This is a genomic window from Candidatus Eisenbacteria bacterium (assembly GCA_030017955.1).
Taxonomy (GTDB): Bacteria; Eisenbacteria; RBG-16-71-46; order JASEGR01; family JASEGR01; genus JASEGR01.
Genome location: JASEGR010000030.1, coordinates 1 through 24,617 on the forward strand (window position 1 = coordinate 1; position 24,617 = coordinate 24,617).

Sequence of the window (24,617 nt, forward strand, 5' to 3'; positions counted from 1 at the left end):
GCACCGTTCAGCGGCAATGTGAATGTCAACTTACTTATGTTACGGTGCACTAGCCGGTTTTCTCTGCGACCACCACTTTGTCGCCTTCGTCAAGCCTCATTATTCTTACGCCGGTAGAAGCCCTTCCTGTTTCCCGTATGTCCTGGGCCTTGATCACAATGGCCTTCCCATGGGAGCTTCCGACAAGGAGCTCGTCCTCGCCACCGGCGCCCACCAATGCGACGACGGCTCCTGTCTTTTCGATTGACTTTATGTTTGTTACTCCCTGCCCGCCTCTTCCACTTGACCGGTACTTGGACATCGGAGTCCTCTTCCCGAATCCGCCCTCAGTCACAGTGACGGCAGAGCTCTGATCGTTGCCGACCAGGAATCCTGCAACTCCATCCCCCTCCTTGAGTCTCATGGCTTTCACTCCCGATGCCCCACGACCCGTGCTTCTAACGAGAGTCTCGTCGAAGCGGATCGCCCTTCCGCTCTTCGTTGCAACCAGAATCGATGATTTTCCGTCAGAGATTCTGGCTCCGGAAAGCTCGTCACCCTCATGGATTGTCACGGCCTTGATACCACCCGCTCTCGGTCTTGCAAACTTGGAGAGCTCAGTTTTCTTGATCATACCCTGCTTTGTCAGCATGACAACTTCCAGTCCCTCGGGGAAACTCGAGACCGAAACGACTGCCGCAACTCGCTCTTCATTTTCGAGCTCCATGAGCTTGGAAACGAGTATTCCTTTTGCATATCTTCCAAGTTCCGGAATATCGCTCACCTTCAGGATGTGACATTTGCCGAGTGTTGTGAAGCAGAGAAGATGATCGTCTTCTGTTGCAGGGAGGAGATAGGAGACAACATCATCCTCTTCAATCTTAAGTGCTATTACTCCCTTGCCTCCCCTTCTCTGAGCGCCGAATTCCTCCAGGGACATTCTCTTGAGTTTCCCCATCTTAGTCAGAGCAAGAAGAAAGGTTTTGGTTTCTACAGCTTCCATCCTGACACCTCCTTTGCTTGGCTGCTATTCCGGCTGCCGTATCTGCTCGAAAATATGCACCGGAACCTGTGTTACGAGGGACCTAAACTTATTTGCATCTTCTCCAGAACCGAGGATGCTTCCGTAGTGCATGGGTACTGCTATCTGAGGCTTGATCATCTCCGCCGCCCGGGCCGCCTCTTCGGCAGTCATCACATAAGTGCCGGAGACGGGGAGAAGAGCGATGTCTGCCTTTATGTTCTTCATCTCGGGAATCAAATCCGTATCCCCGGCAAAGTAAACTCTCACGCCCCCCGGAACCGTCACGATAAAGCCGATCCATCCCTTACTCTTCGGGTGGAATTCCTTGCCTATGTTATAGGCGGGGACAGCTTCCACCTGCACCGTGCCAAGATTCAGTTTTTCACCCGGCCTCATGGTTCTCACATTTCCGGAGAACTTCTTGGCGCAATCGGGAGTAGTTACGATGATTGTGTCCTTCTTTTGAATCTTCTTGACGTCCTCCGGCGAGCAGTGGTCGTGGTGGTCGTGAGAAATCAGAATGATGTCGGCAGGTTCGAGGCCGGCTTTCAACTTGAACGGGTCAAAGTAGATCACCTTGTCAGCGGCCACTTTGAAAGTATCATGCCCGTACCATGTCATCTTGCGGGCTACATTCATTGCATCCAAGTGCGGCCTCCTTCCTTCTTTCTGCGCTTTCCCAACTTGAGCCAACCCAGCTGCAGTCGAAACAAGAGCCGTGAAAAGGAACAGAAACATGCACGAAGGAACCCATCTCCTCATCATTCCACGCCTCCAGTCCTAGTAGAGTTATTTCTGGGACGGCACACTAGAACACTCTTGCTGCCACGAAGCCAAGGACAAAGCCGACCAGAATTGCGGTTGCAATCACTTTTGAGTTTGTGACCTCAGTCTTCATGCCTTTCTTGAGAGCCACCATCGTGACGATATAACTCACGGCGTTGATAAGCAAGAAAAAGGGCAAGCTCAATATGGTGGCAAGGAGCGGTCCGATATACGGAATAAGCACGATAAGTGCGAGAAAAGCGGAGAAGGCATGAGTGAAAAGCCCTGCGGCAAGGAGAACAGCGGCTGCAAGCTTCTTGTCTATCCCGAAATAGAAAACTGAAACGATGAAGACTGCGAAGAGAAGGGCCCAGAGGAGCGTCCGGAACTTCTTGTGGCTCAGGAAGTAGAGCGAGGAGCGTTTCTTCATCTCATCCGGGAGATGGGTTACCTCCTCTGTGATATGCGCGATTTCCTCTGATACTTTTTCGGGGACGTGAGGGTGAGTCACACTTTTACCTCAGCGTTTGTCTGTTTTCCTCACGGAAGCGAAACAAGTCCTTAAGAAGAGAGCAAATCCCGCCTGAGGCGCAATTCTGTTCTCTACAACCAACGACGTTCCACGGCGAATTTCGTCAGCTCCTCGCGGAAATTCGGGTGGGCAATGTCGATTAGCGCCCGAGCCCTCTCGCGGACCGATTTACCGTGAAGATAGGCTGCGCCGAATTCCGTCACCACATAGTGGACATCCGCCCTTGATGTTACCACCCCTGCGCCTTCTTTCAGGTGCGGGACAATTCTGCTAACGGTATCGTTTCTTGCCGTTGCCGGGAGCGCAATAATCGGCTTTCCGCCTCTGCTTCGCGCCGCGCCGCGCATGAAGTCAACCTGACCCCCGAACCCGCTGTAGATATTGTAGCCCACTGAGTCTGCGCAAACCTGGCCCGTGAGGTCGACTTCTATTGCCGAGTTGATTGCGATCATTTTGTCGTTCAGGGCGATAACTGACGGGTCGTTGGTGTACTTGGTCGGATGGAACTCGAACATCGGGTTATCGTCGACGAAGTCGTAGAGGAGCTTGGTGCCCAGCACAAAACCCAGGATGGCTTTTCCGGGATGCACGGTCTTTTTCTCATTGTTGATTATTCCCTTGTCGAACAACTCAACCGATGCGTCGCTTACCATTTCAGAGTGAATGCCAAGGTCCTTCTTGTTCTTCAGGTAGTAAAGAACAGCATCCGGGATCTCGCCGATTCCAAGCTGCAATGTCGAACCATCCTCGATAATATCTGCGATGTTCCTGGCTATCCGGTGGGACGTCTCAGAAGGCTTTCCCATCGGGAGCTCAAGTATTCTGTCGTCAGTCTCAACGATATAGTCAAACTCGCTCATATGGATATAAGTGTAGCCGCGCGTACGCGGCATCCTGGGATTCACCTGGGCAATTATGATCCTCGCGTGCTCGCACACGGTCTTCGTTGTATCGACCCCCACCCCGAAAGTGCAATAACCGTGCTTGTTAGGAGGCGAGACCTGCACCAGCGCAACATCGATTGGCATGGCGCCGGAGCTGACCAGCTCCTCAATTTCACCGAGGTGGACCGGCACGAAGTCCGCCCTGCCTTCCTTGACGGCCTGCCTGACATTGCCGCCAACGAAAAGACCGACGTGACGGAAGCTCTCCTGCAGACCAGGTTTCGCATAATCCGCGCTCCCGGCAGTCATGAGGTGCACCACTTTCACATTGCGCAGCTCCGGAGCGCGCTTCGCCATTGCCTTAGTCAATCGTTCAGGATGGGCACAGCCGGAATGCACATACACGGTCTGGTTACTTTGAATTACTTCCACTGCCTCTTCTGCGGTGCAGCACTTTTCCCGGTAGCTTTCGAACGCGGATAGTGCCTCCAGCAAGATCTTCTTAGTGACCCTTTTCTTGGGCATATCGCTTTTTCCACCCCTTCCTGAAAAGTCTCAAAGGCCGTGCTCTATGCTCCTGGACGCGCCAACATCCCTCTGACTTCTGCCAGTCATCTGTTCCATAAGACCTGGCAAACGTGGAAACAGTTGCTGAACTGAGAGCAGGCAGACTAAGAGGGGACTAATTGACCGCGAACAACTCTAGAACAGAGGGCGGTCTATTTCAAGCGAAAACAGCGCCCCTGATAACGGAGAACCGCCCTGCAAACGAGCGAACGTTCAAGCTCTTACATCCGGGCCACTATTTCCCTGGCAAATTCAGAAGTCTTGATCGGCTCTACGCCGTCCATCTGGCGAGCAAGGTCATAAGTAACCTTCTTGTCCTGCACCGCTCGCTCAAGTCCCTTTTCGCAGAGCACTGCAGCTTCAGTCCACCCCATATATTCCAGCATCATGGCACCAGACAGGAGGAGCGAACCGGGATTGACCTTGTCCTGGCCGCGATACTTTGGAGCAGTGCCGTGTGTCGCCTCAAAGAGTGCAACGAAATCACCGATATTCGCACCGGGTGCCATTCCAAGGCCGCCAACCTGCGCAGCAGCTGCATCAGACATATAGTCTCCGTTCAAATTCGGCATCGCGAGCACATCATACTCCTCGGGGCGAAGCAGAATCTGCTGAAACATCTGGTCGGCAATCCGGTCCTTAATCACTATTCTCTTGCCCGGGTTCCCAGCAGGCAAACCACCCCGAAGGTTGGCGTATGCGCCCTCTTTGTGCGTTGGTGTCACGCCGTCTTTCGCTTTGGCCATGTCCCAAAGCTCATCCTCAGTTATAGCATTATCCCGAAATTCAGACAAAGCGAGCTCATATCCCCAGTTCTTGAATGCACCCTCGGTGTACTTCATTATGTTGCCCTTGTGCACCAGCGTGACGCTTTTCCGTTCATTATCAATCGCATGTCTTACTGCTTTTCGGACAAGACGCTTTGACCCGAATTCCGAGATCGGTTTTATGCCTATTCCCGAATCCGGGCGGATTTTCTTGCCCAGCTCTTTTCCAATGAAATCGATTATTTTTTTCGCCTCGGGTGAATCCTTTTCCCACTCTATGCCCGCATAGACGTCCTCAGTATTTTCTCGAAAGATAACTACATTGAGAAGTTCAGGATGTTTCATCGGCGACGCCACACCAGGATACCAGCGCACTGGTCTGACGCAGGCATACAGATCGAGTACCTGCCTCAACGTGACATTTAGACTCCTGAAGCCGCCGCCTACCGGTGTCGTGAGAGGCCCTTTGATGGCGACGATGTACTCTGCTATTGCATCAACGGTTTCCTTGGGCAGCCATTCGTTCTTGACTTCAAGGGCTTTCTGGCCGGCATAGATCTCCTTCCATTCAATCTTGCGCTTGCTCTTGTATGCTTTTGCGACGGCTTGGTCCCAAACGAACATCGAAGCGCTCATAATGTCGGGACCTATTCCATCGCCCTCGATGAACGGGATTATCGGATCATCCGGCACCGCGAGTTTTTCAGCTTGAACCCTTATTTTCGATCCCAAGTTAGCCTCCCTCTGAATTCGAATGCCTTTGCTCTAGCAGTCCAGCGGCCCGCTGCCGCAGATCATAGGGCAAAGTCTCCGTGCTTCTTGATATGCTCCACGATTCCACCGTCTTCGATTATTTTCAACATGACGGGCGGCATCGGCATCGCCGCCAGTTTCTTCCCCTTTGTCACATCAGTGATAACACCCTTATTGAGGTCTATCTCCAACTCATCGCCCGCGCTGAATTCGTCAGTGTTCACTTCCAGGGCAGGCAATCCAACATTTATTGCATTCCGGTAGAAGATCCTCGCAAAAGATTTTGCAAGAACGCAGGACACGCCTGCCAATTTGATAATCCTTGGCGCGTGTTCACGGGAGGAACCAAGCCCAAAGTTCCTTCCCCCTGCAACGATATCTCCGGGCCGCACCTTCCCCGCAAATTCAGGGTCGGCATCTTCAAGCACATGTTTCGCAAGTTCGGGGAGATTTGTACGAAGATGGAACAACCGGCCCGGCGCAATGTGGTCAGTCGATATGTTGTCTCCGAACTTATGCACCTTTCCCTTGAGTACCATGGAAGAACCTCCCATCTAACTGCCTGATGCGCAAATCACTCGTGCGGCGTTCCTTCTACATGTATTTTCTGGGGTCAACAATTTTCCCAGCTATTGCGCTTGCAGCGGCAGTAGCGGGTGAGCTCAGAAAAATAAATCCTTCAGGATTGCCCATCCTGCCCTGAAAGTTACGGTTCTGTGTGGACAAAGCCTTCTCGCCGTCACCCAAGATCCCCTGGTGAACACCCACACAGGGGCCGCATCCCGGCGCCAGGATTGAGGCACCGGACTCAACGAAGATCTTCAAGAGTCCTTCTTTCATTGCATCAAGGTAGATTTCGCGCGACGCCGGAATCACTATCAGTCTGACGTCGGGATGGACCTTCTGTGATTTCAGTATCTTTGCCGCCGTACGCAAGTCGGACATCCTCCCGTTTGTGCATGTCCCGATGACGACTTGGTCAAGCCCGATACCTTCCGCCTCCGCCTCGCGCGCGGTCTTGATGTTGTCAACCGTGTGAGGGAAGGACACCGTTGGTTCAATCGACCTGAGGTCGAATTCAAGCGTCGTCTCAAAGTGCGCATCCGCGTCGGACTCGATTTTCCTGAACTCTTTTCCCCGGCCCCGGGACTTGAGATACCTTTCGGTTTCTCCGTCTGTGGCAAAAAGGCCGGTCTTTCCGCCGGCTTCTATTGCCATATTGGCAATTGTGAACCGGGATTCGATGTCGAGCGCTTCTGCACCGTCTCCGGTGAATTCCATTGCCTTGTAGGATGCACCCTCTGCGCTGATTTTTCCGATGACATGCAGGATCACGTCTTTTGCCGACGAGCCTTCCGGAAGTCTGCCTTTCAAGACAAATCTCATGGTCTGCGGCGTTCGAAACCAGGTTTTCCCGAGAGCGAAAGCCAGAGCCACATCTGTTGAGCCCATCCCCGTCGCGAAGGCACCGAGTGCTCCGCCGGTGCAGGTATGAGAATCGGCCCCCACGACGATCTGACCGGGGTTCACGAAATCTTCAACAAGCCTCTGATGGCACACACCGTCGCCGGATTCGGACAGCACCACTCCGGTCTTCTTGGCAAATTTCCGCAGCATGATGTGCGCGTTTGAAAGCTCTTTCCGCGGGCTCGGCGAAGCATGGTCGATGAAGAGAATTCTTGTCTTCGGGTTGACGACCCGGGAGATATTCATTTTCTCGAGTTCCTGGACCGTCAGAGGACCTGTCCCGTCCTGGACCATTGCCACATCAACCGGCAGGACCACAAGCTCACCGGCAGCAACATTTCTCCCCAAATGCTCAGAAAAGATCTTCTCGGTTATGGTTCTCCCCATAAGTATTCTCCTGAATCAACAGCGGACAGACATCTGACGCCCCTGGGCGTCTATATCCCGGCCATCTTTTCGAGCATGGATGTAGTCACTGACTTAGGTCTTTCGATAGGATAGGCAAGTGCCCTATCCCACACAATGTTCGCCATGACGCCGATGGCTCTTCCAACTCCGAATAGCACGGTATAAAAGTCATACTCCTTTACGCCGTAGTGCCACTGCGGGACACCGGATTGCGCATCCACATTCGGCCACGGGTCTTTGGCCTTGCCGTGTTCGACGAGTACTTTGGGAACTACCTCGTAGAGAAGACTCGTCATCTTGAAGATGTCGTCATCCGGCAGATGCTTAAGACAGAAATCCCGCAATGCCACGTATCTTGGGTCTGTCTTCCGCAGCACGGCATGCCCGTAACCCGGTACTACCTGTCCTGAATTCAACGTGTCCCACACGTGCTTCGTCAGCCGCTCCTTGTCCGGGACTTTTCCGCCAAGATGAGAGATGAGATCCTGCACCCATCTTAGCACTTCCTGGCTGGCAAGCCCGTGGAGGGGACCAGCCAAACCGTTGAGTCCTGCCGACAGGGAGTAGTAGCCATCCGAGAGTGCCGAAGCGACTAGGTGTGTTGTGTGAGCGCTTACATTACCGCTCTCGTGATCCGAATGCAGGATGAAATAGAGTTTCGAAAGATCGTCGTACGGTGAGGATATTCCCATCATGTGGGCGAAATTATCTCCCAGGTCGAGCTGAGGATTGGCTTCAATCTGCTTATTGCCCTTGTACTTTAATCTGTAGATGTATGCAGCGATGACCGGTACCCGGGCAATAATATCCATTGCGTCCTCATACGTCGGATCCCACATATCGTTCTTATGGATACCTTTGTTGTATTCGCGAACGAAATGGGACTCTTGCTGCATCGAAAGAATTGCGTTTGAGAACATTGTCATCGGATGGGCATCTTTGGACATAGCCTGAAGAACATCCCAAACATACTTGGGGACCTTTCTGCGTTCTTTGAATTCCTCCACCAGTTCCTTTGCTTCCGCGTCCGTCGGGAAGTCACCCGTCAATAGAAGATATACGTGACCCTCAACATATGGTGATTCCCTGCCCGGAGGTTTAGGCAGGTTCTTAAGCGTATCCGGAATGTCATGCCCGCGGAACCGTATTCCCTCTTCCGGGTCCACGAAAGAGATATCCGTGGTCAGGCATTTTATTCCTCTCATCCCGCCGATCACCTGCGAAATCGTCACCTGGTCAATGACTTTCTCACCGTATTCTTTCAGGAGCCTGGTCGTTCTCGGGCGATACTCGTCAATCTTATTTTTCAACTTCTTTTTCAAAGCTGACATAAGACCCTCCTTGTTTTGTGTTGACTGAACGTGGAAGTGCAGACGCTGCAGAATGACGGCAAACCCGCACCCGAATCTTGTTCCTCAGTACAATGTCTGTCAACGACAAATTCCGCACCTTGTTTCCGTCTCCCGGGTGCTGGCGCTTCAAAATGGCGGGGCGGCCGGAGGCGGAGAAACCCCATCCTTGGCAGGTGGAGAGACGGACCGCTTCGGGGACGGCACACTAAGGGGTTTTGAGGCCGAGAGCGGCGACATAGTCGTCCGTCGCGACCCCGGGTGTTTCCAACCCCGTTCTATGATAGTAGTCGCTGATGACCTGTTTCACCGGGTCCGGAACGTAGGGCGCGCCGACTATGGTGCGTTCCAGCTCCTCCAATCCGTTCCCGGGTATCATAGTGAAATCGCCCGTGATAGAAACGTCGCCGATGGCATCCTCCACGACTTGGGCGTAGCAGCTCAGAAGGCCTCCGGGCGCCTTGTGGACACCATCGACAAAACGGACACCCTGTTCGTATCCTGGAAATAACCGACACAGGCGATGGTAGAAGCAGGAGAGACAAGGATCAACCCTTCGCGGCCCAGGTGCGCGAGCGCGTGGAAGGGAAGCATAGAATCCAGCCCGGGCTGGAGGCCCAGGTCATAGACCTTCATGGGCACCTCCATTCGTTCTGCCTATACTACCTTCTGAACCGCCAGTTGCTTTCTGAACTGCTTGAGCATCTTCTGACCTACCTGATTACCTTCTAAATTACCTCGCTGCGCCCGGATTACTTGATGGCCTTCCAAACCAAATCCAGGAGGTTCTCCACTTTCAGGCCGTTTCCGTTCCCGATGCGCTTCGCCCCCTCGCGAAGCGTGAGCTCGCATGTCGCGCAGGCAGTGACTACGGTATCTGCACCGGTAGCCGCAGCCTGTTCGGCACGCGAGACCGCCAGCCGGCTGGAAAGCTCGGGTGCAGAGGTAATGATACCTCCTCCGCCTCCGCAGCATCGCGACAGGTCTTTGGAAAGCGGCATCTCCACAAGCTCCACACCTATCGTTTTCATTATATCGCGCGGCTCCTTGACTACCTTGGCGCCCCGTGAGAGATGGCACGGGTCGTGGTAGGTGGCTCTGAGCCCGAGTTTGTTCACAGGCCTGTCGGCAAGCCTTTCGGCGATTGCCTGGAGCACATGCTTGACGGGCCGCTTGTATTCCTCTCTGAGAAACATTGTGCACGTCGGGCAGAACGTCACCAGCTCGGTGCCGGGAACCATCGCATTGAACTTCTTCTTCTGTTCTTCAAACTCATCCCAGTAGCCGAGAATCTTGAGGGGGTTACCGCAGCAGGTTTCCTCAATTATCCTGGTTTTGACGTCCAACCTGTCCAGTATACGGGTAAACATCTTGACCATATTCAAGCGCTGGCCGTATTGACAGCCGAGGTAGAGGAGTACATTTCCATCCTGCGGCTTGACGGCGGCCTCTTTCTCGCCAAAGATGTTGCCTGTTTCCTGGACTTTCTTAACCAGGTCCACGTGGACCGGCATCTTGTACCCGGCCTTCACGAGCGCAGCACGTCCCGCTTCAACAATCTGCGCAACTTCGATTTTTGTCTCGCAGCGCCGCGTGCAATCCAAGCACATCGTGCAAGAGAAAAGGCGATCCACGAGCTTGTCGTCCGGCTTGAGGTCTCCATGGAGCATCGCATAGGAGGACATGAGATACCCCTTCGTGCCTGCGCCGTCCCATCCAATGTCAGCCAGCGTCGGACACACCGACTTGCAGTAGCCGCACTGGGTGCAGGCGTTGAGTTCCATCTCCCAACGCGCCAGTGTTTCCATGCCCTTTGCGTATTTCCGCGGGCCGACTTTGTAGCGCAAGAAGTGACCGACCGTGGGCCGGTCCCAATCGAACATCTTGCCTGGATTGAGGATATTGTTTGGGTCCAGGGTGCGCTTTATCCTGCGCATTACGTCCAACGAATCCGCACGCTCTTTCTTGAAGTACGGCGCCTTGGTAATGGCGATGCCATGCTCGCCGGAGACCGTGCCGCCCAGCGCCAGGACTGCGTCAAACACTTCTTTGTTTGCCTTCTCCGCATTCTTCCACATCTGGGGGTCGGTCGGGTCCATAATGAACTTCGTATGGAGATTGCCGTCGCCGGCATGGCCATAGGTCGGGATGTAGATGCCAAGGTATCTCGACATTATTTCGTGGAATGCCTTTACTGCCTTCGGGACTTTGGATGGCGGGACAGCCATGTCGTCCGCAAACATGACAGTTACTTTGTCCGCCTCAAACCGCGACAGCGACGGTATCATCGCCTTACGGCCTTTCTCAATGTCGCCTATCCGCTGAGGATCGTCTGTGTAGTCCAGGCTGATGGCACCCGCGCTCTTGCAGACCTCGGCGACCTGCTCGATCTCATCCTTGACTGCGGCCGGGTGGCCGTCCACTGCAATCAGGAGAATGGCCTCGACCTCGGGCAAGCCCAGTTTCGTTGCTTTGTTGACGGCCTTGATACAGATATCGTCCATCAACTCCAGAGACGCGGGGATAATCGGCTTCGCTATGATGTTCGCCACGCACTGCCCGGCTTTCTCCAGGTCATCAAATACCGCCATGGCCAATGCGCGCTTCTTCGGCACAGGAACGACGCGGAGATTGATCTCGGTGACAATGCCCAGTGTCCCTTCAGAGGCGGCCATCAGGCGGTCGAGCTGATATCCTGATGAAGCCTTGAGGGTCCTGGTGCCGGCGTGGATGATCTCACCCGTCGGAAGGACGATCTCGCAGCCGAGGACATAGTCACGCGTTGCGCCGTACTTGGTGGCATTCACGCCGGAGGCGTTGTTGATTAGCATCCCGCCGATAGTTGCGACATCGCCTGACCCCGGCGCCGGCGGGAAGAAAAACTTGTATTTTTTCAGGAAGTCGTTCAGCTTCGCATAGATCACGCCCGGCTCCACCACGACGTAAAAATCCTCCACGTGAACTTCTTTTATCTTATTCATCGCCTGCATATCCAGGAGGATGCCGCCGAAAATCGGGACGGGCTGGCCGCAAACCGAAGTCCCTGCGGCGCGCGGCGTCACAGGGATTCTGTGCTGGTTTGCGACTTTGAGAATTTTGGAGATTTGTTCTGCCGTCACTGGCCTGACCACGATTGACGGCTCGACGAGGTGCATACTGGCATCTGCAGCGTATGCACGCAGCTCGACAGCTGCGGTGGTGTAGCCAAGTTTGCCGACAATGGCTTCTATCTTCCGTATGATTTCAGGCGTTATCTTGTTGTACTGCATCTTCCCGCCAGAGGGTTTTCCGGATGGTGCTGCCTTGCCCCGCCCGGCGCTTTTCACTCGCGTCTTTCTTGCTGTCGCCCCGGATGCTTTCTTTTTCGCGGTTTTTCTGCTAGTGCTCACTTTTTTCTTCGGCATATCATACCTCCGGACTCTGCCTGCACGACGCCCTCTCCGTTTACGATCTGATCATCGGAATGGACATTGAGCCATTCATCAGTACCAGCAGACGTGCCCCGGCGCCCTTTTTTGCAAGCGCGTCGTCTATCGCCTGCTGGAGACTCTTGTATGGTTTGATGAATGCCTTCTCAAGTGTCTTGTCATCCAAGTCTGTGACACCCCACATCTCTCCCTTGATTGCGATTTCTGCCATCTTACCGGCCTTGTGCCAACCCAATTTATATCCGGAAGCCAGCTTCTCCAGCGTGTCCTGAGGCGTTGCGCAGCTCCCCAGCAGCTCCAGGAATGCATCGTCCCCAACGCCCATCCGGCACTTTGACACCAGGATGAGGATCGCGCCGTCGGCCATGGCGAGTTTGCCGTTGTCCAATGCCTTCTGTGATTGGTAGAGGTCTATGTCCATGGGATAGGGTGCAACACTGACAACGACCTCCGCCAGTCCTTTCACCGGCACACAGAATACTTCGTTCGCCGCCGCGATCGCAGCGTAGAACGAATCGTGAATATGCCCCGCCGTTGTCGCATAGATGCGGTGCTCGCCATCCAGGACGGTCATAATCGAGAATATTTCCTTATCCGCGATTATCTTTAAGGCATCAATCATATCCTCGTGAACCGGATTGCCATCGAGTTTGAGGGCCTGCGCTTCCGGACGAAGAGCGTATTTGTGGTTCTGCTCAATGGTCCTTCGGGAAGCGATGCCCGGGAGGAAGGCCTTCCGGCCGCCGGTGTAACCGGCGAAATAGTGAGGTTCCACCGAGCCGATGATGACAATCTTGTGCGCCTCCACGCCGGCCCGGTTAACGTACATTTCGGTCCCGTTAGCAGAGGTGCCGATATTGACCATGTCTTCATCGCGCGCGGCATCGTGCATAATGATCTTGTCTTTGACTTTGGTGTATAAGCTCCCGAAGATCTCGCGGAGCTCATTTTCGGTGCAGGCACGGTGCACGCCCGTAGCGATGATGTATTTTGCATTGATGCCTTCGAGGTCTTTCCTGATTATGTCAAGAACTCGCGCCGTGGGTGTAGGGCGGGTTGCGTCATTGATGATGATGAGGACATCCCGCGCGTCCGCTAAGAAGTCGCGGAACGACTTGGAATTGATGGGAGCCGCAAGCGCCGATGCGAGGACCTGGCTCTCGTCTCTGATTTTCACTTCATTCGGATACGCCACCTCGGCGCTGTCCGGGATGCTTACAGTCACCGTCTCCTTGCCGTAAGGCACCTCTAGTTTCATCGCGCCACCTCCCAAAGGACCCGGCCGCCGCTATTTCTTGCCGCCGCTCTCGGCCTTCTTCATCTCGCCTTCCATCCACTTCGCAACCGGTCCGGCTCCGCAGATCAGGTTCGCCTTCTCACCGTTCCAGGCCGACGGTTGAACAAGCATTATCCACCCGGTGCCGTAAGGATCTTTGTTAATCAAACCGCTCTGGTCCTCCAGATTGCTATTGACCTCAACGATTTTCCCCGAGACCGGGGACACCAGCTTTCCGACCCACTTGGAAGACTGCACCTTGCCGCACGTTTCGCCCTGGCTCACTTCGTCGTCTTCGAAAGGCAAATCAACGTACACAATTCCACCCGCGGCTTTCTGGAAGAAATCGTTCATCCCCACTCGAACCCTGCCGTCCTTCTCCAGCCGCGCCCAGGCGTGCTCACCGTGATAGTACAAGTCGTCCGGCAATTCGTAATCTTTGATTTTCATATTGTTCTCCTTACCAGTTGACCCTGTGCCGCTCCCGCATTCCGTGGTGACTCGAAACTCGCGAAGCTAGGTCAGGTTCTTGATGGTGATGAGCCGTGCGCTGGCTTCCGCGGGAGGGATGGGGAACCCGTCTTGGCGAGCAAGGTGGGGATAGCCACCCCTTCAGAGGGTGGGAGGGGCAAGGATTCCCCGCCTGGCGAGCCTGTAGATGGCTCATCACCACAATATGTCAGTCAACATACTACCCGAGTTAGTATTCCTGTGGCAACTTGGAAAGTTCGGCGAATGAGAAGACCGGCCCGTCCACGCAGACGTACTTGGGGCCGATGTTGCAGCGGCCGCACATCCCAACGCCGCACTTCATTCGCATTTCCAAAGACGTGTAGATCTGATCCGGCTGCCATCCCAGTTTGTCCATCACCGGCAGCGTGAATTTTATCATGATTGGCGGTCCGCATATGACCGCAATTGCGTTTTCACGCGAAGGTTTCACCTGCTCAACTATTGTCGGCACAAATCCTTCCACGCCGGACCACCCTTCATCACCTCTATCCACGGTGAGGTGGAGCGTAAGTTCGGGCGACTTTCCCCATTCCGCAAGCTCCGGTTTGTACAGCAGCGCCCCCGGCGAACGTGCACCATAGACGACGGTAAGATTTCCGAAGTCTTCGCGATTCGCCAGGACATATTTGACGAGGGAACGCTGCGTTGTGAAGGCAAAGCCGCCGCCTATGACGACCACGTTCTTGCCGCGCATCTCATCCAGCGGCCAGGAGTTGCCGAGGGGGCCGCGGAGACCGACCGGAGCGCCAGGGCCGAGCCGATGAAGCGCCCGCGTCACCCTGCCGCCCGTGTTGAAGACGGTGAACAGGAGTTCTTCGCCTTCGCTGGGGGAGGAGGCGATGCCGATGGGACATTCTCCATAGCCATAGAGCGAGAGCTCCGCAAACTGGCCGGGAAGGTAGTCCCACGATGAGCCGCGTCTGAGCTTTAGATAGAAACTTTTTATGTCAGCCGCACCCGTCTCGACCACGACGCGTTCCAGCGTTGCTGGCACAGGCACCATGGGTGTCTTGGCCAGGGATTTGTTCATAGTGTATTGAGCCATGTTATTTCGCCGCCGCGGCGCGCGCCACTGCTTCCCGGATATCAACGTTGACCGGGCAGGCGACGACACACCGGCCGCATCCTACGCACAGGTTCTCGCCCCAATTCTCATGAAAGTAGCAGAATTTGTGAAGAACGCGCTGGCGGTAACGCTGACCTTTGCGATCGCGAGGGTTATGGCCCGATGCATGCAAAGTGAAGAGAGGGACAGTGCATGCGTCCCAGAAACGGCACCGTGTCCCTCTGCCTTGCTTGCCTTCGTCCATGACATCAAAGCAGTGACACGACGGACAAACAAACGTGCAGGCCATGCAGCTTATGCAGCCGGCTGCGACTTCGTCCCATACACTCGCACCGAAGTTCTCGTAGAGTGTTGCACGAACTTTATTCAAGTCCCAGGGCGGCTTCATCGACGCTGCGACCTTTCCGTGGGCGGTTTTCGCTGCCGAGACTTCGTCAGCGGATCCTGCGTTGACTTTGAGTTCTGTCAGAAATGCCTTGCCGCGCGGCGATACTGCTTCGTACACTGTCCGTCCGCCCGAGTGGAAAAGCATTATGTCTGCCCCGGTCGGGTCAGCCGGCCCACCGCCGACAGCGCCGCAGAAACAAGTAGGAGCGAGGTTCTCACAGGCGCTCACCACTAGAATTGTATTTTTCCGCCGGGCCTCATAGCCGGTGTCGTGAAAACCGCGTCCTCCCGCGTAGATCTTGTCGATCAGCGTAATCGCGCGGGCATCACAAGGCCGGACCGAGAAGAGAGCGCGCTTGACGGCAGGCGGGACCACCGCCCCGCCTTCGCCTGCATTGTAATCAAGCAGCTTTTCAAGTTGAGGTAAGACGAACGCCTTGGCGCTCAGCGCGGTCAGCAAGCAGCCGCTGACATCCGCTGCCCCGCCCTCCCAGTAGCCAAAGGTCCAACCTCCAGCCGAACGCACCGGGACGAAGACCTCGTAGCCGGCGGTTTTCGCCTGCGCCATGAGCGCTGCAACATCAGTGTGGTGTTCTCCGCCTTTGGCCATCTACATGAACCCCTCGTTTGGGTCGTCAGGTTTGTATGTTGACAAGGGCGGCTTGGCGTCAAGTGCCGCATCCACTTCGTAGTCGAACTTCTCTACGACTTCCTTCACCAGCTTGTCGGATAGAACGCGGACATGAATGTCCATAGGACAGGCGCGCTCGCACGCGCCGCATTCCACGCAGCGTCCGGCAGTGTGGAAACAGCGGACGATGTGGAACGCCAGGATATCTTCCTCGGCCGTGGCCGGCCCGATCCACGATGGATTTCGCTGGTCTGCGAAGCACTCTTCGCAGTAGCAGACAGGGCAGGCCTGACGACAGGCATAACAGCGGATACAGCGGGAAAATTCCTCTCTGAGCCAATTCCAGCGCTCATCCGGTGCACGGCTTTCTTGTTCCCGGACGCGGCCAAAGCGATCGGACGCTTTGCCAGGTATCGCAGCCGTCCCCAACGTCGCGTCGGCTGAGATGATTGAGCGCCGGGTGCATACGGCGCAGATGTTTTCAACGAAGTCGGCGGCGGGAAGCTGAACTTCACTACCCGCGGTCGTCAGGACGATCACCTTATCGCCATCTATCCGTGCGTTCCGGACAGAGTAAACTCCAACCTTGTCCAGGACCTTCTTCCGGTCTATTAGAGGAACCGCACAGTTGACACCAATGACGTAGATGTCGGCGCGGGTAAACTGGTTCTCTTTCATGTAGGCGACAAGGGCACGCTCATCGCAGGGTGAGACAACGACCGCGACCTTCTTGGTCTTGGCCACGTCATAATCGCGCCGGTTGCGGCGGTCACGGATGTACTCCTGGACATATCGGGCCAATGCTGGAGTGCACAGCCGGTTCCAGGTGAGGCGGCTCGTGTCCGCCGGATCTCTAATGAACGCCGGCCGAACGGTCAGGGGCATTGTTCCGGCTGCGAAACCGACCACGACTTCAGCTTCTCCCGACTCCAACAGCTCACGAGCTTTGGCACAGATCTGTTCTTCAAGCGTCATTGCGCGTGAAACCTCCGCCTGACCTCATCAAGTCTCGCCCGGACGCCGGTGATGTAGCAATCAACTGCTGATTTTGGATCTCTCATGTCAGAACTCTTTCTCCCCCGCATATTCCTTTACGAGACGCAGGGTTGGTCCCAGTGTTCGCACTCGCTCTACCACTGTCTTCACGACCTCGGCGAACCTGGCTCCCTCGCTGGCAGATACCCAGGAAAAGTTGACTCTGCCCGGCTCGATGCCGCAGTACTCCAGATAATCTCCCAACAGTGTGAACCGGCGCCTCGCCGCATAGTTACCGGCGATGTAATGACAATCGCCGGGGTGACAGCCGGAGACCAGGACACCGTCCCATCCTTCCATGAGCGCCCGGATGATATAGAGAGGATTCACTCTGGCTGAGCAGGGGACTTTGATGACACGGATATTGGGCGGATACTGTATCCGCGAAACGCCTGCCAGGTCTGCTCCGGCATAGCTGCACCATGTGCACAAGACCGCCAGAATTCTGGGCTCAAAGCCGCTATTTTTGTTTTGCTCTGTCATCTCTGATTACAACGCGCTTATAGCATCAAGGAGCTGCTCATGCGTTACACCGGCGATGTCCACGGCAGCGGACCAGCACGCCGCAGCGCACGAGCCGCACCCTTTGCACAATCCCGCGTTCACTTCGGCTACCATCTTTATCTTATTGACTTCGATCGCGCCGTAGGGACACACGGACTCGCAGGTCCCGCAGGCGATGCACCGCTTCTCATTGACTACGGCGACACGGCCTTCTGCTCTTATGGTTGGCTTTGCGAGAATGGTGGATGCTCTTGCCGCCGCTGCCTGAGCTTGCGCTATTGATTCTTCTATAGTTTTGGGCGCGTGCGCGAGGCCGCAAACAAAGACGCCCTCGGTGGCAAAGTCCACCGGACGAAGCTTCATGTGCGCCTCAAGGAAGAAGCCATCGGCTGTCAGCGGAACCTTCAGCATTTCCGCAAGCTCCTTGTTCGCCGCGACGTCGGGCCACGTTCCTTCGGCCAGCGCGACCAGGTCAACCTCCATCTCTACTTCTTCTCCCACGATGATGTCATGCCATTTCACACTGGCCTTGTCGCCCTTGGGCACCACGACGGGTTTGTTGTCCGGCTCAAAACGCGCGAAGAAGATACCTTTCTCGCGGGCCTCACGATAGTAGTCCTCGGCCAGGCCATAGGTCCTCAAATCACGATAGAACATATAAATGTTCGCGTCCGGATTGAGCTCTTTAAGCTTGAGTGCGTTCTTCACCGCCTCGCTGCAGCATATGCGGGAGCAGTAGAGGTGGCTTTCGTCCCGGGAGCCAACGCACTGGATCATGGCGATGTCCGTACTGCCGAACGGGACTTTTCCTTCGCCCAGGGATTGCTCAAGGTCGCGCTGGGTCATGACGCGGGCCGTCTCGCCAAGGGCAAACTCTTTGTGGTCGCCCATGTTTGCACCGGTGGCGACGATGACTACGCCGTGCTCGATTCTGTTCTCGGCGCCGGATGCATCAACTATCGTCGAAACATAACTTCCGACGAAGCCGTTAAGCGTCTTGATGCGTGCACCGGTGAAAACCTTTATCTTGTCGTGGCGGCGGACACGGTCAGCCAGGTCAGCAAGAAAAGGTGCGATCTCCTGGCCGTCAAGCGTGTAACGGATATGGCGCAAGTTTCCGCCTAGCTCGGCTTCTTTTTCGACAACGTAGGTCTGGAATCCCTGCTCGGCGAGGCCAATCGCCGCCGTCAAGCCGGCAACGCCTCCTCCAATCACGAGAGCGGTTTGCGTTACGGGAAGCTCAATGTCCGCGAGCGGCGAAAGGTTGACTGCGCGGGCTACCGCCATCCGCACAAGTTCCTTTGCCTTGGCGGTTGCTTCGGCCGGCTGCCTCATGTGCACCCATGAGCAATGTTCGCGGATATTCGCCATCTCAAACAGGTACGGGTTGAGGCCGGCTTCCCGCAGCGTCGCCCGGAACAACGGCTCGTGGGTGCGCGGAGTGCAGGAGGCCACGACGACGCGATTCAGTCCGTGCTCAGCTATCTTCTCGGCGATCAGCTTCTGCGTATCCGAAGAGCAGGTGAACAGATTCCGCTCGACGTAAGCTACCCATGGGAGCGATGCTGCATATTCCACAACCCCCGGGACATCTACAACGCCGCCAATATTTATGCCGCAGTGACAAATGAAGGCACCGACGCGCGGGGGTTCCCCGGCGATGTTCCGTTCGGCGGGGAAGACCGCGGCCGTGGTTTCGGTCCAACGCGCTGGAGCGAGGACCCCTGCGGCCTGTGCCACTGCGGCCGAGGCTTCCATAACCGATTCCGGGATATCTTTTGGCCCGGCGGCGGCGCCCGCAGCAAAGACACCGGGCCGGGATGTATGCGTCGGGTTGAAGGCCGGCGCGGCAACAAAGTCATACTTGTCAACTTCCAGGCCCAGCCTTCCCAGCATTGCCTTGGTGTCCTTGTCCACGGTAAGGCCGACGGACAGGACCACCATGTCAAACTCTTCGCGGCTGAAGACTCCGCCTTCGTCCTCGTATTTCAAGGCGAGTTTTCCATTCTCGCGTTCTACACTGTCAACACGGCTCCGGATAAACCGGACACCGTATTCCCGTTCGGCGCGCTCGATGTAACGATCGAACTCCTTGCCGAACGAACGCATATCCATGAAGAAGATCGTGGGCTCGACGCCGGCAGCGTGCTCCCGGGCGATGACAGCCTGTTTTGTCGCGTACATACAGCAGACCGATGAACAGTAGCCGCGGCCCACGGTGGTATCGCGGGACCCAATACATTGCAGCCAGGCGACCTTCACCGGGTCCTTTCCGTCGGACAAGCGTTTCAGATGCCCGCCGAAAGGCCCTGATGCCGAGAGCAGTCTTTCAAATTCTATGGAAGTGACCACATCCGGGAGGCGGCCCCAGCCGTATTCACTCTTGAGGCGCGCATCAAACTCTTCAAAGCCGGGCGCGAGGATAACTGCGCCCACTTTTATTTCATCCAATCTCGCGGTCTGGAAGTGGCGGATGGCATCCGGGCGGCAGGCCCTGACGCATTCGAGACATTCCGAACATACGCCGCAGGAAAGGCATCGCTTCGCCTCGGCAATTGCCTGCTCTTTGTCAAGACCGAGCTCCACTTCCTCAAAGCTGTTTCCACGTTCGGTAACCGCAAGCTCTGCCATGTGTGCGCGCGGAGACGGACTTGCCTTGTCTTTAGGCACGTCCGCGGGCTTGACCACTTCCAATGCGGCAGGCAACGGGACAGGGAAGTCGCTGCAATTCAAGTACGCTGCAATTCCGCGGGCAGCGCGGCGTCCCTGTGCCATCGCCTCGGTAACCATTCCAGGGCCGGATACCATGTCCCCGCCGGCGAAGACACCCGCCCGGCCCGTCATGCCGGTTTGCTCGTCAACTTCTACAGTCTTCCACTTGGTGACGCAGATGCCCGCCTGGCCTTCCAGCGGCGTTATCGCCGGGGCCTGGCTTATCGCAGGTATCACCATGTCCACTGCGACGTCGAACTTATCGCCGGGAATTGGAACGGGACGGCGCCGGCCGCTTGCATCCGGCTCGCCGAGTTCCATTCGCTGGAGCCGCATCCCGGTCACGCGGTTTTCCTTGCCCAGGATTTCATCGGGTGCAACCAACAATTCCAATCCGACACCTTCGCGCCGGGCCTCTTCGATTTCTACGTTATCCGCGGGCATCTCGGTACGGGTGCGCCGGTAGTAGATTGTGACCTCCGCACCCAGGCGGCGTGCCGTGCGGGCAGCGTCAATGGCCGCGTTGCCGCCGCCTATCACGGCGACCTTCCTACCGGCCCAGACCTTTCCCGTCAGCGCGAACTCGCGGAGAAATTCAACTGCGCCAACGACACCTTCGAGACCCTCACCGCCGCAGCCGAGGGTTAGACTCTTGTGGGCGCCGATGCCGAGGAAGATCGCCTTGTAGCCATCCTGGAAAAGGTCATCTATCGCGAAGCTCTTTCCGAGCTCGGCGTTGCAGCGAAAGCGGACGCCCAGCTTTTCCAGGAAGCCGGCCTCGCGGTCAATCACCGCTTGCGGCAAGCGATAACGCGGAATGCCGACACGCAACATCCCGCCGGGGAACGGCAACGCCTCAAAAACATCAACGTCGTAGCCGGCCAATGCCAGGTCGTGCGCGCAGGTCAATCCCGCAGGCCCTGCGCCGACAACGGCGACAGACGTATTCTTTTTTTCAATGTTGTAGTCGGTGACAAAAGAGTAATCCGGCTCGTTCGCCGCTTCCCAATCGGCGACGAAACGTTTGAGAGACCGGATGGAGATCGCAGAATCCACCTCTCCACGAACGCAGGCCTTCTCGCATGGATGGTGGCAGACGCGGCCGCAAATCCCTGGAAGCGGGTTCTGTTTTCGAATGAGCGCCAGCGCCTCCTTGAACTTGCCTTCGCCGATGAGGGCAATGTAGCCCTGCGCCGCCTGGTCGATCGGACATGCGTCGCGGCATGGTGCTTTTCCGCGCTTGTGGAGGGCAAAGACATTGGGGATGGCCTGAGCGTAGGGGCGATAGGCTGCCCGCCGCTTGACCAGTCCTACTTCATACTCGTCCGGGAATTGGACCGGGCAGGCCTGCGCGCAATCTGTGCAGCCGGTGCACATCTCTTCGTCAACATACCGCGGCCTCCGGCGGACATGAGCGGTGAAGTTTCCCGGTTCGCCTTCCAGCTTCTCCAGGTCGGCGAGCGTGAGGATTTCAATGTTTTCGTGGCGGCCCACTTCAACCAGCTTCGGCGCCAGGATGCACATCGAGCAGTCGTTGGTGGGGAAGGTCTTGTCAAGTTGAGCCATCGTGCCGCCGATAGCGGCGCCCTTCTCAACAAGGTAAACCTTGAAGCCGGCGTTTGCGAGGTCCAGTGCGGCCTGGGCGCCTGCAACACCGCCACCCACGACCATGGCCGCGCCAATGACGTCATTCTGTTTTTTTGCCTTGACCATTGTCATCTCACACTGGCTGATCTGCAAAGGCAGCGATAAGCTTCTCGCACCTGTTCTTTGCTAGCTTAAGCTCCATATCTTTTGCCGAGCGGCCCAAAGCCAGCCCCAAAACCTGCGGCAGGAACAAGATTGGGATTCCCAATTCCTGTGCCATTTGCCCGGCGACCTTGCTCTGGTTGTCGTCGTACATCACGGCGCAGAATGGACAGACAAGGACCACCGCATCGGGTGCCGCTGTCTTGATGCGTGTCAGTTTCTCGCCGGCAAGTGTGAGGGCAAGCGCCGCGTCTATGCCCAACACGGCCCCGCCGCAGCACTTCTTGTATTCAGAATAGTCTATTACTTCGGCGCCCGTCGCTCGCACCAGGTCTCCGAGCGAATGCGGTGCCTCCGGGTCCTCCGGTCCTTCAAATGCCCGTGAGGGCTTGAGGTAATGACAGCCGTAGTGAACAGCGAAGCGAAAACCCTCAAGCGGCCTGACAACTTTCTCTTTTATCGCCGGAATGCCGATGTCGTCGAAGAGCCACCGGGCGAAATGGCGGACACGCCGCGGCTCGACTATCTTCCGGCCTATCGCGGCGAGTCTCGCATTGACTTTTTCCCGCAGCGCCTCATCCGTGCGGAGCTCGTGTGAAGTCTCAGCGAGGACCGACGCACAACTGGAGCAGAGTGCCAGGATGTCCAGTCCTGCTTCTTCGGCAACCGCGAGGTTCCGGGCGGCAAGCAGCAGCGTATGCTCGCGGCTCTCAGACTTGATAGGGAAACCGCAGCAGGCGAAATCCTGTAAAGGCGTAAGCTCGCAGCCGAAGAGCCGCGCAATTTCCACCGCGGCCTTCTCGTACTGCCGCGCGCGCAGCGGAATCGTGCAGCCGAGGAATAGAGCCAGGCTGCGTTCCGTGCCGCTCATTTCGTATCTTCCAGCAACCGTGCCACCTCATCGCAGGTTGTCTTGAGTTCGGCGAGCCCCATCTTGGCGCGCTTCTTGTTGTCAAACTCTTCCAGCTCGTAGAGCCGGCCGAACTTCTTGAGGAGGTCCAATTGCATCACATACGCCGGATGCAGTTTGCCTTCCCGGGCGGCGATGTTTTTCACGGCAGTTATGATTTCGGCGAAGGACACGCCCTGGGGACACCTTTCCTCGCAGGAGTAGCACGTGGAACAGAGCCAGATGAAGTCGCTCTGGAGTACACGCTCGCGCATTCCAAGAAGAATCATGCGGATGATTTTGCGCGGGTTGTAGCGCTCGTCGATTGCGCGGACTGGGCAGGCCGCGGTGCACGTGCCACAGGCGAAGCAAACCTTGACGGCTTCGCCGCCTGGCTCCCGGGCCACCTCGTATTTGAAGTTACGGTCTAAGGCGGACAACATCCTTCCTACTGGTTAATGCCACTAAGGAATGCCCCTGAATCTCACCACTCTAGCATGCGGAGGCACTGGCAATCAAGCGCCAAATAGCGGCAAAGCATCACGATCGCCGCCCATCTTTGTCTCTTGATGGAGGGGTCCAGAAAGTATATGCTATCCGTCCACGGGTTTGTTTCGTACTATTGACTCATACGAAGAGGAGGTAGTTTATGATTAGTAAGCAGCAAGCGTTGGATTACCATTCGCAGGGTCGCCCAGGGAAAATTGAGGTCATTGCGACCAAACCCTGCAAAACGCAGGTTGACCTCTCCCTGGCATACACGCCGGGAGTTGCCGACCCCTGCAAGGAGATTGAGGCCAACGCCGAGGATGCCTACAAATATACGGCAAAGGGCAACCTTGTCGCGGTCGTCTCCAACGGTACTGCAGTGCTGGGCCTTGGCGACATCGGGGCGCTGGCGGGGAAACCGGTCATGGAAGGGAAGGGAGTGCTCTTCAAAAGGTTTGCTGATATTGACGTCTTCGATATCGAAATCGATTCTCATGATTCTGATGAAATCATCAAGGTTGTCCAGCTCCTCGAACCGACTTTTGGCGGCATAAATCTTGAAGACATCAAGGCGCCTGAGTGCTTCTACATTGAGGAAACCCTCAAGAAGACCATGAAAATCCCGGTTTTTCACGATGACCAGCACGGTACCGCCATTATCAGCGGTGCTTCACTCCTGAACGGCTTGGAGCTCACCGGTAAGAAGATCGACAAGGTGAAGGTGGTCTTCAGCGGCGCCGGCGCTGCCGGAATTGCATGCGCAGAGTTCTATGAGCTGCTTGGCGTGAAGAAGAACAACATGCTTCTCGTAGATACAAAAGGGGTTGTGTACAAAGGCCGCAAAGACGGAATGAATCCCTACAAGGAACACTTTGCAGCAAATACCGAAGCGCGCACGCTCAAAGATGCCATGAAGGGGGCCGATGTGTTCTGCGGCGTTTCCATAGCAGGGATTGTTACCAAGGATATGGTGAAATCCATGGCGGATAAGCCGATTGTTTTCGCCATGGCCAATCCGGATCCCGAGATTACATACGACGACGCCAAAGCAGCACGTGACGATATCATCATGGCAACGGGGCGCTCCGATTATCCGAACCAGGTGAACAATGTTCTGGGCTTCCCATTCATTTTCCGCGGCGCACTTGATGTCCGTGCGACTGCAATCAATGACGATATGAAAGTTGCTGCCGCCCATGCATTGGCCGAGCTCACCAAAGAGGATGTTCCTAATTCAGTCAGAAAGGCGTATGGCGGGAAGAAGTTCGAATTCGGCCCCGACTACATAGTCCCAAAGCCTTTCGATTCCAGAGTGCTGACATGGGAAGCCACGGCAGTTGCCAAAGCAGCGATGGAATCGGGCGTTGCCCGGAATCCTATCAAGGATCTTGAGGCGTACAAGAAATCGCTGGAGAAGAGGCTCGCCGGTCAGGCGAACTAACC

General features: G+C 56.0%; 20 protein-coding genes and 1 pseudogene. 1 reads left to right on the forward strand and 20 read right to left on the reverse strand.

What is annotated here, in order from left to right; translation table 11 throughout:
• Nucleotides 1-49 precede the first annotated feature (49 nt).
• The 20 genes from QME66_06530 to QME66_06625 form a co-directional block, all read right to left on the reverse strand.
• A complete protein-coding gene (locus tag QME66_06530) occupies nt 50-982 on the reverse strand; it encodes a DNA gyrase C-terminal beta-propeller domain-containing protein (protein MDI6808619.1) in 933 nt (310 codons plus the stop codon).
• 24 nt (nt 983-1,006) lie between these two features.
• Entirely contained in the window at nt 1,007-1,768 is a 762-nt protein-coding gene (locus tag QME66_06535) for an MBL fold metallo-hydrolase (protein MDI6808620.1), read from the reverse strand.
• Between the two features lie 43 nt (nt 1,769-1,811).
• A complete protein-coding gene (locus QME66_06540) occupies nt 1,812-2,279 on the reverse strand; it encodes a hypothetical protein (GenBank protein ID MDI6808621.1) in 468 nt (155 codons plus the stop codon).
• Nucleotides 2,280-2,371: 92 nt separating this feature from the next.
• Nucleotides 2,372-3,709, reverse strand: coding sequence for an acetyl-CoA hydrolase/transferase C-terminal domain-containing protein (locus QME66_06545; protein ID MDI6808622.1), 1,338 nt, complete (start codon nt 3,707-3,709; stop codon nt 2,372-2,374).
• A gap of 263 nt (nt 3,710-3,972) precedes the next feature.
• On the reverse strand, nt 3,973-5,250 hold the full coding sequence (gene icd, locus QME66_06550) for an isocitrate dehydrogenase (NADP(+)) (protein MDI6808623.1): 1,278 nt from the start codon (nt 5,248-5,250) through the stop codon (nt 3,973-3,975).
• Between the two features lie 62 nt (nt 5,251-5,312).
• A complete protein-coding gene (locus QME66_06555) occupies nt 5,313-5,810 on the reverse strand; it encodes a 3-isopropylmalate dehydratase small subunit (GenBank protein MDI6808624.1) in 498 nt (165 codons plus the stop codon).
• A 55-nt stretch (nt 5,811-5,865) separates the two neighbouring features.
• The gene (locus QME66_06560; protein ID MDI6808625.1) at nt 5,866-7,125 is read right to left on the reverse strand and encodes a 3-isopropylmalate dehydratase large subunit; all 1,260 of its coding nucleotides are present in this window, start codon (nt 7,123-7,125) and stop codon (nt 5,866-5,868) included.
• 50 nt (nt 7,126-7,175) lie between these two features.
• Nucleotides 7,176-8,477: a citrate (Si)-synthase gene (locus tag QME66_06565; protein ID MDI6808626.1), complete on the reverse strand. Its 1,302-nt coding sequence runs from the start codon at nt 8,475-8,477 to the stop codon at nt 7,176-7,178.
• Nucleotides 8,478-8,703: 226 nt separating this feature from the next.
• A complete protein-coding gene (locus tag QME66_06570; GenBank protein ID MDI6808627.1) occupies nt 8,704-8,919 on the reverse strand; it encodes a hypothetical protein in 216 nt (71 codons plus the stop codon).
• 17 nt (nt 8,920-8,936) lie between these two features.
• On the reverse strand, nt 8,937-9,131 hold the full coding sequence (locus QME66_06575) for a hypothetical protein (protein ID MDI6808628.1): 195 nt from the start codon (nt 9,129-9,131) through the stop codon (nt 8,937-8,939).
• 116 nt (nt 9,132-9,247) lie between these two features.
• Nucleotides 9,248-11,899: an FAD-binding and (Fe-S)-binding domain-containing protein gene (locus QME66_06580; GenBank protein MDI6808629.1), complete on the reverse strand. Its 2,652-nt coding sequence runs from the start codon at nt 11,897-11,899 to the stop codon at nt 9,248-9,250.
• A 40-nt stretch (nt 11,900-11,939) separates the two neighbouring features.
• Nucleotides 11,940-13,181 (reverse strand): nickel-dependent lactate racemase, encoded by a 1,242-nt coding sequence (larA, locus tag QME66_06585; protein MDI6808630.1) that lies wholly within the window; start codon nt 13,179-13,181, stop codon nt 11,940-11,942.
• Nucleotides 13,182-13,211: 30 nt separating this feature from the next.
• Complete coding sequence (locus QME66_06590) at nt 13,212-13,649, reverse strand: glycine cleavage system protein H (GenBank protein MDI6808631.1); 438 nt, start codon at nt 13,647-13,649, stop codon at nt 13,212-13,214.
• Nucleotides 13,650-13,899: 250 nt separating this feature from the next.
• Nucleotides 13,900-14,757, reverse strand: coding sequence for an FAD/NAD(P)-binding protein (locus tag QME66_06595; protein MDI6808632.1), 858 nt, complete (start codon nt 14,755-14,757; stop codon nt 13,900-13,902).
• Between the two features lies 1 nt (nt 14,758).
• Nucleotides 14,759-15,775, reverse strand: a complete 1,017-nt coding sequence (locus QME66_06600; protein ID MDI6808633.1) for a 4Fe-4S dicluster domain-containing protein — start codon at nt 15,773-15,775, stop codon at nt 14,759-14,761.
• Nucleotides 15,776-16,771: a Coenzyme F420 hydrogenase/dehydrogenase, beta subunit C-terminal domain gene (locus tag QME66_06605; protein ID MDI6808634.1), complete on the reverse strand. Its 996-nt coding sequence runs from the start codon at nt 16,769-16,771 to the stop codon at nt 15,776-15,778. It lies immediately after the preceding gene.
• Nucleotides 16,772-16,858: 87 nt separating this feature from the next.
• Nucleotides 16,859-17,314 carry a hydrogenase iron-sulfur subunit gene (locus tag QME66_06610; protein MDI6808635.1) on the reverse strand — a complete coding sequence of 152 codons (456 nt, stop codon included), beginning with the start codon at nt 17,312-17,314 and terminating at the stop codon, nt 16,859-16,861.
• A gap of 6 nt (nt 17,315-17,320) precedes the next feature.
• Complete coding sequence (locus QME66_06615) at nt 17,321-21,760, reverse strand: FAD-dependent oxidoreductase (GenBank protein MDI6808636.1); 4,440 nt, start codon at nt 21,758-21,760, stop codon at nt 17,321-17,323.
• 7 nt (nt 21,761-21,767) lie between these two features.
• On the reverse strand, nt 21,768-22,667 hold the full coding sequence (locus QME66_06620) for a CoB--CoM heterodisulfide reductase iron-sulfur subunit B family protein (protein ID MDI6808637.1): 900 nt from the start codon (nt 22,665-22,667) through the stop codon (nt 21,768-21,770).
• Nucleotides 22,664-23,125, reverse strand: coding sequence for a 4Fe-4S dicluster domain-containing protein (locus QME66_06625; protein ID MDI6808638.1), 462 nt, complete (start codon nt 23,123-23,125; stop codon nt 22,664-22,666). Before QME66_06625 ends, QME66_06620 begins: the two co-directional genes overlap by 4 nt.
• A 209-nt stretch (nt 23,126-23,334) precedes the next feature.
• Here QME66_06625 and QME66_06630 point away from each other — a divergent pair.
• Nucleotides 23,335-24,597, forward strand: a pseudogene (locus QME66_06630) (malic enzyme-like NAD(P)-binding protein).
• The last annotated feature ends 20 nt before the right edge of the window (nt 24,598-24,617 follow it).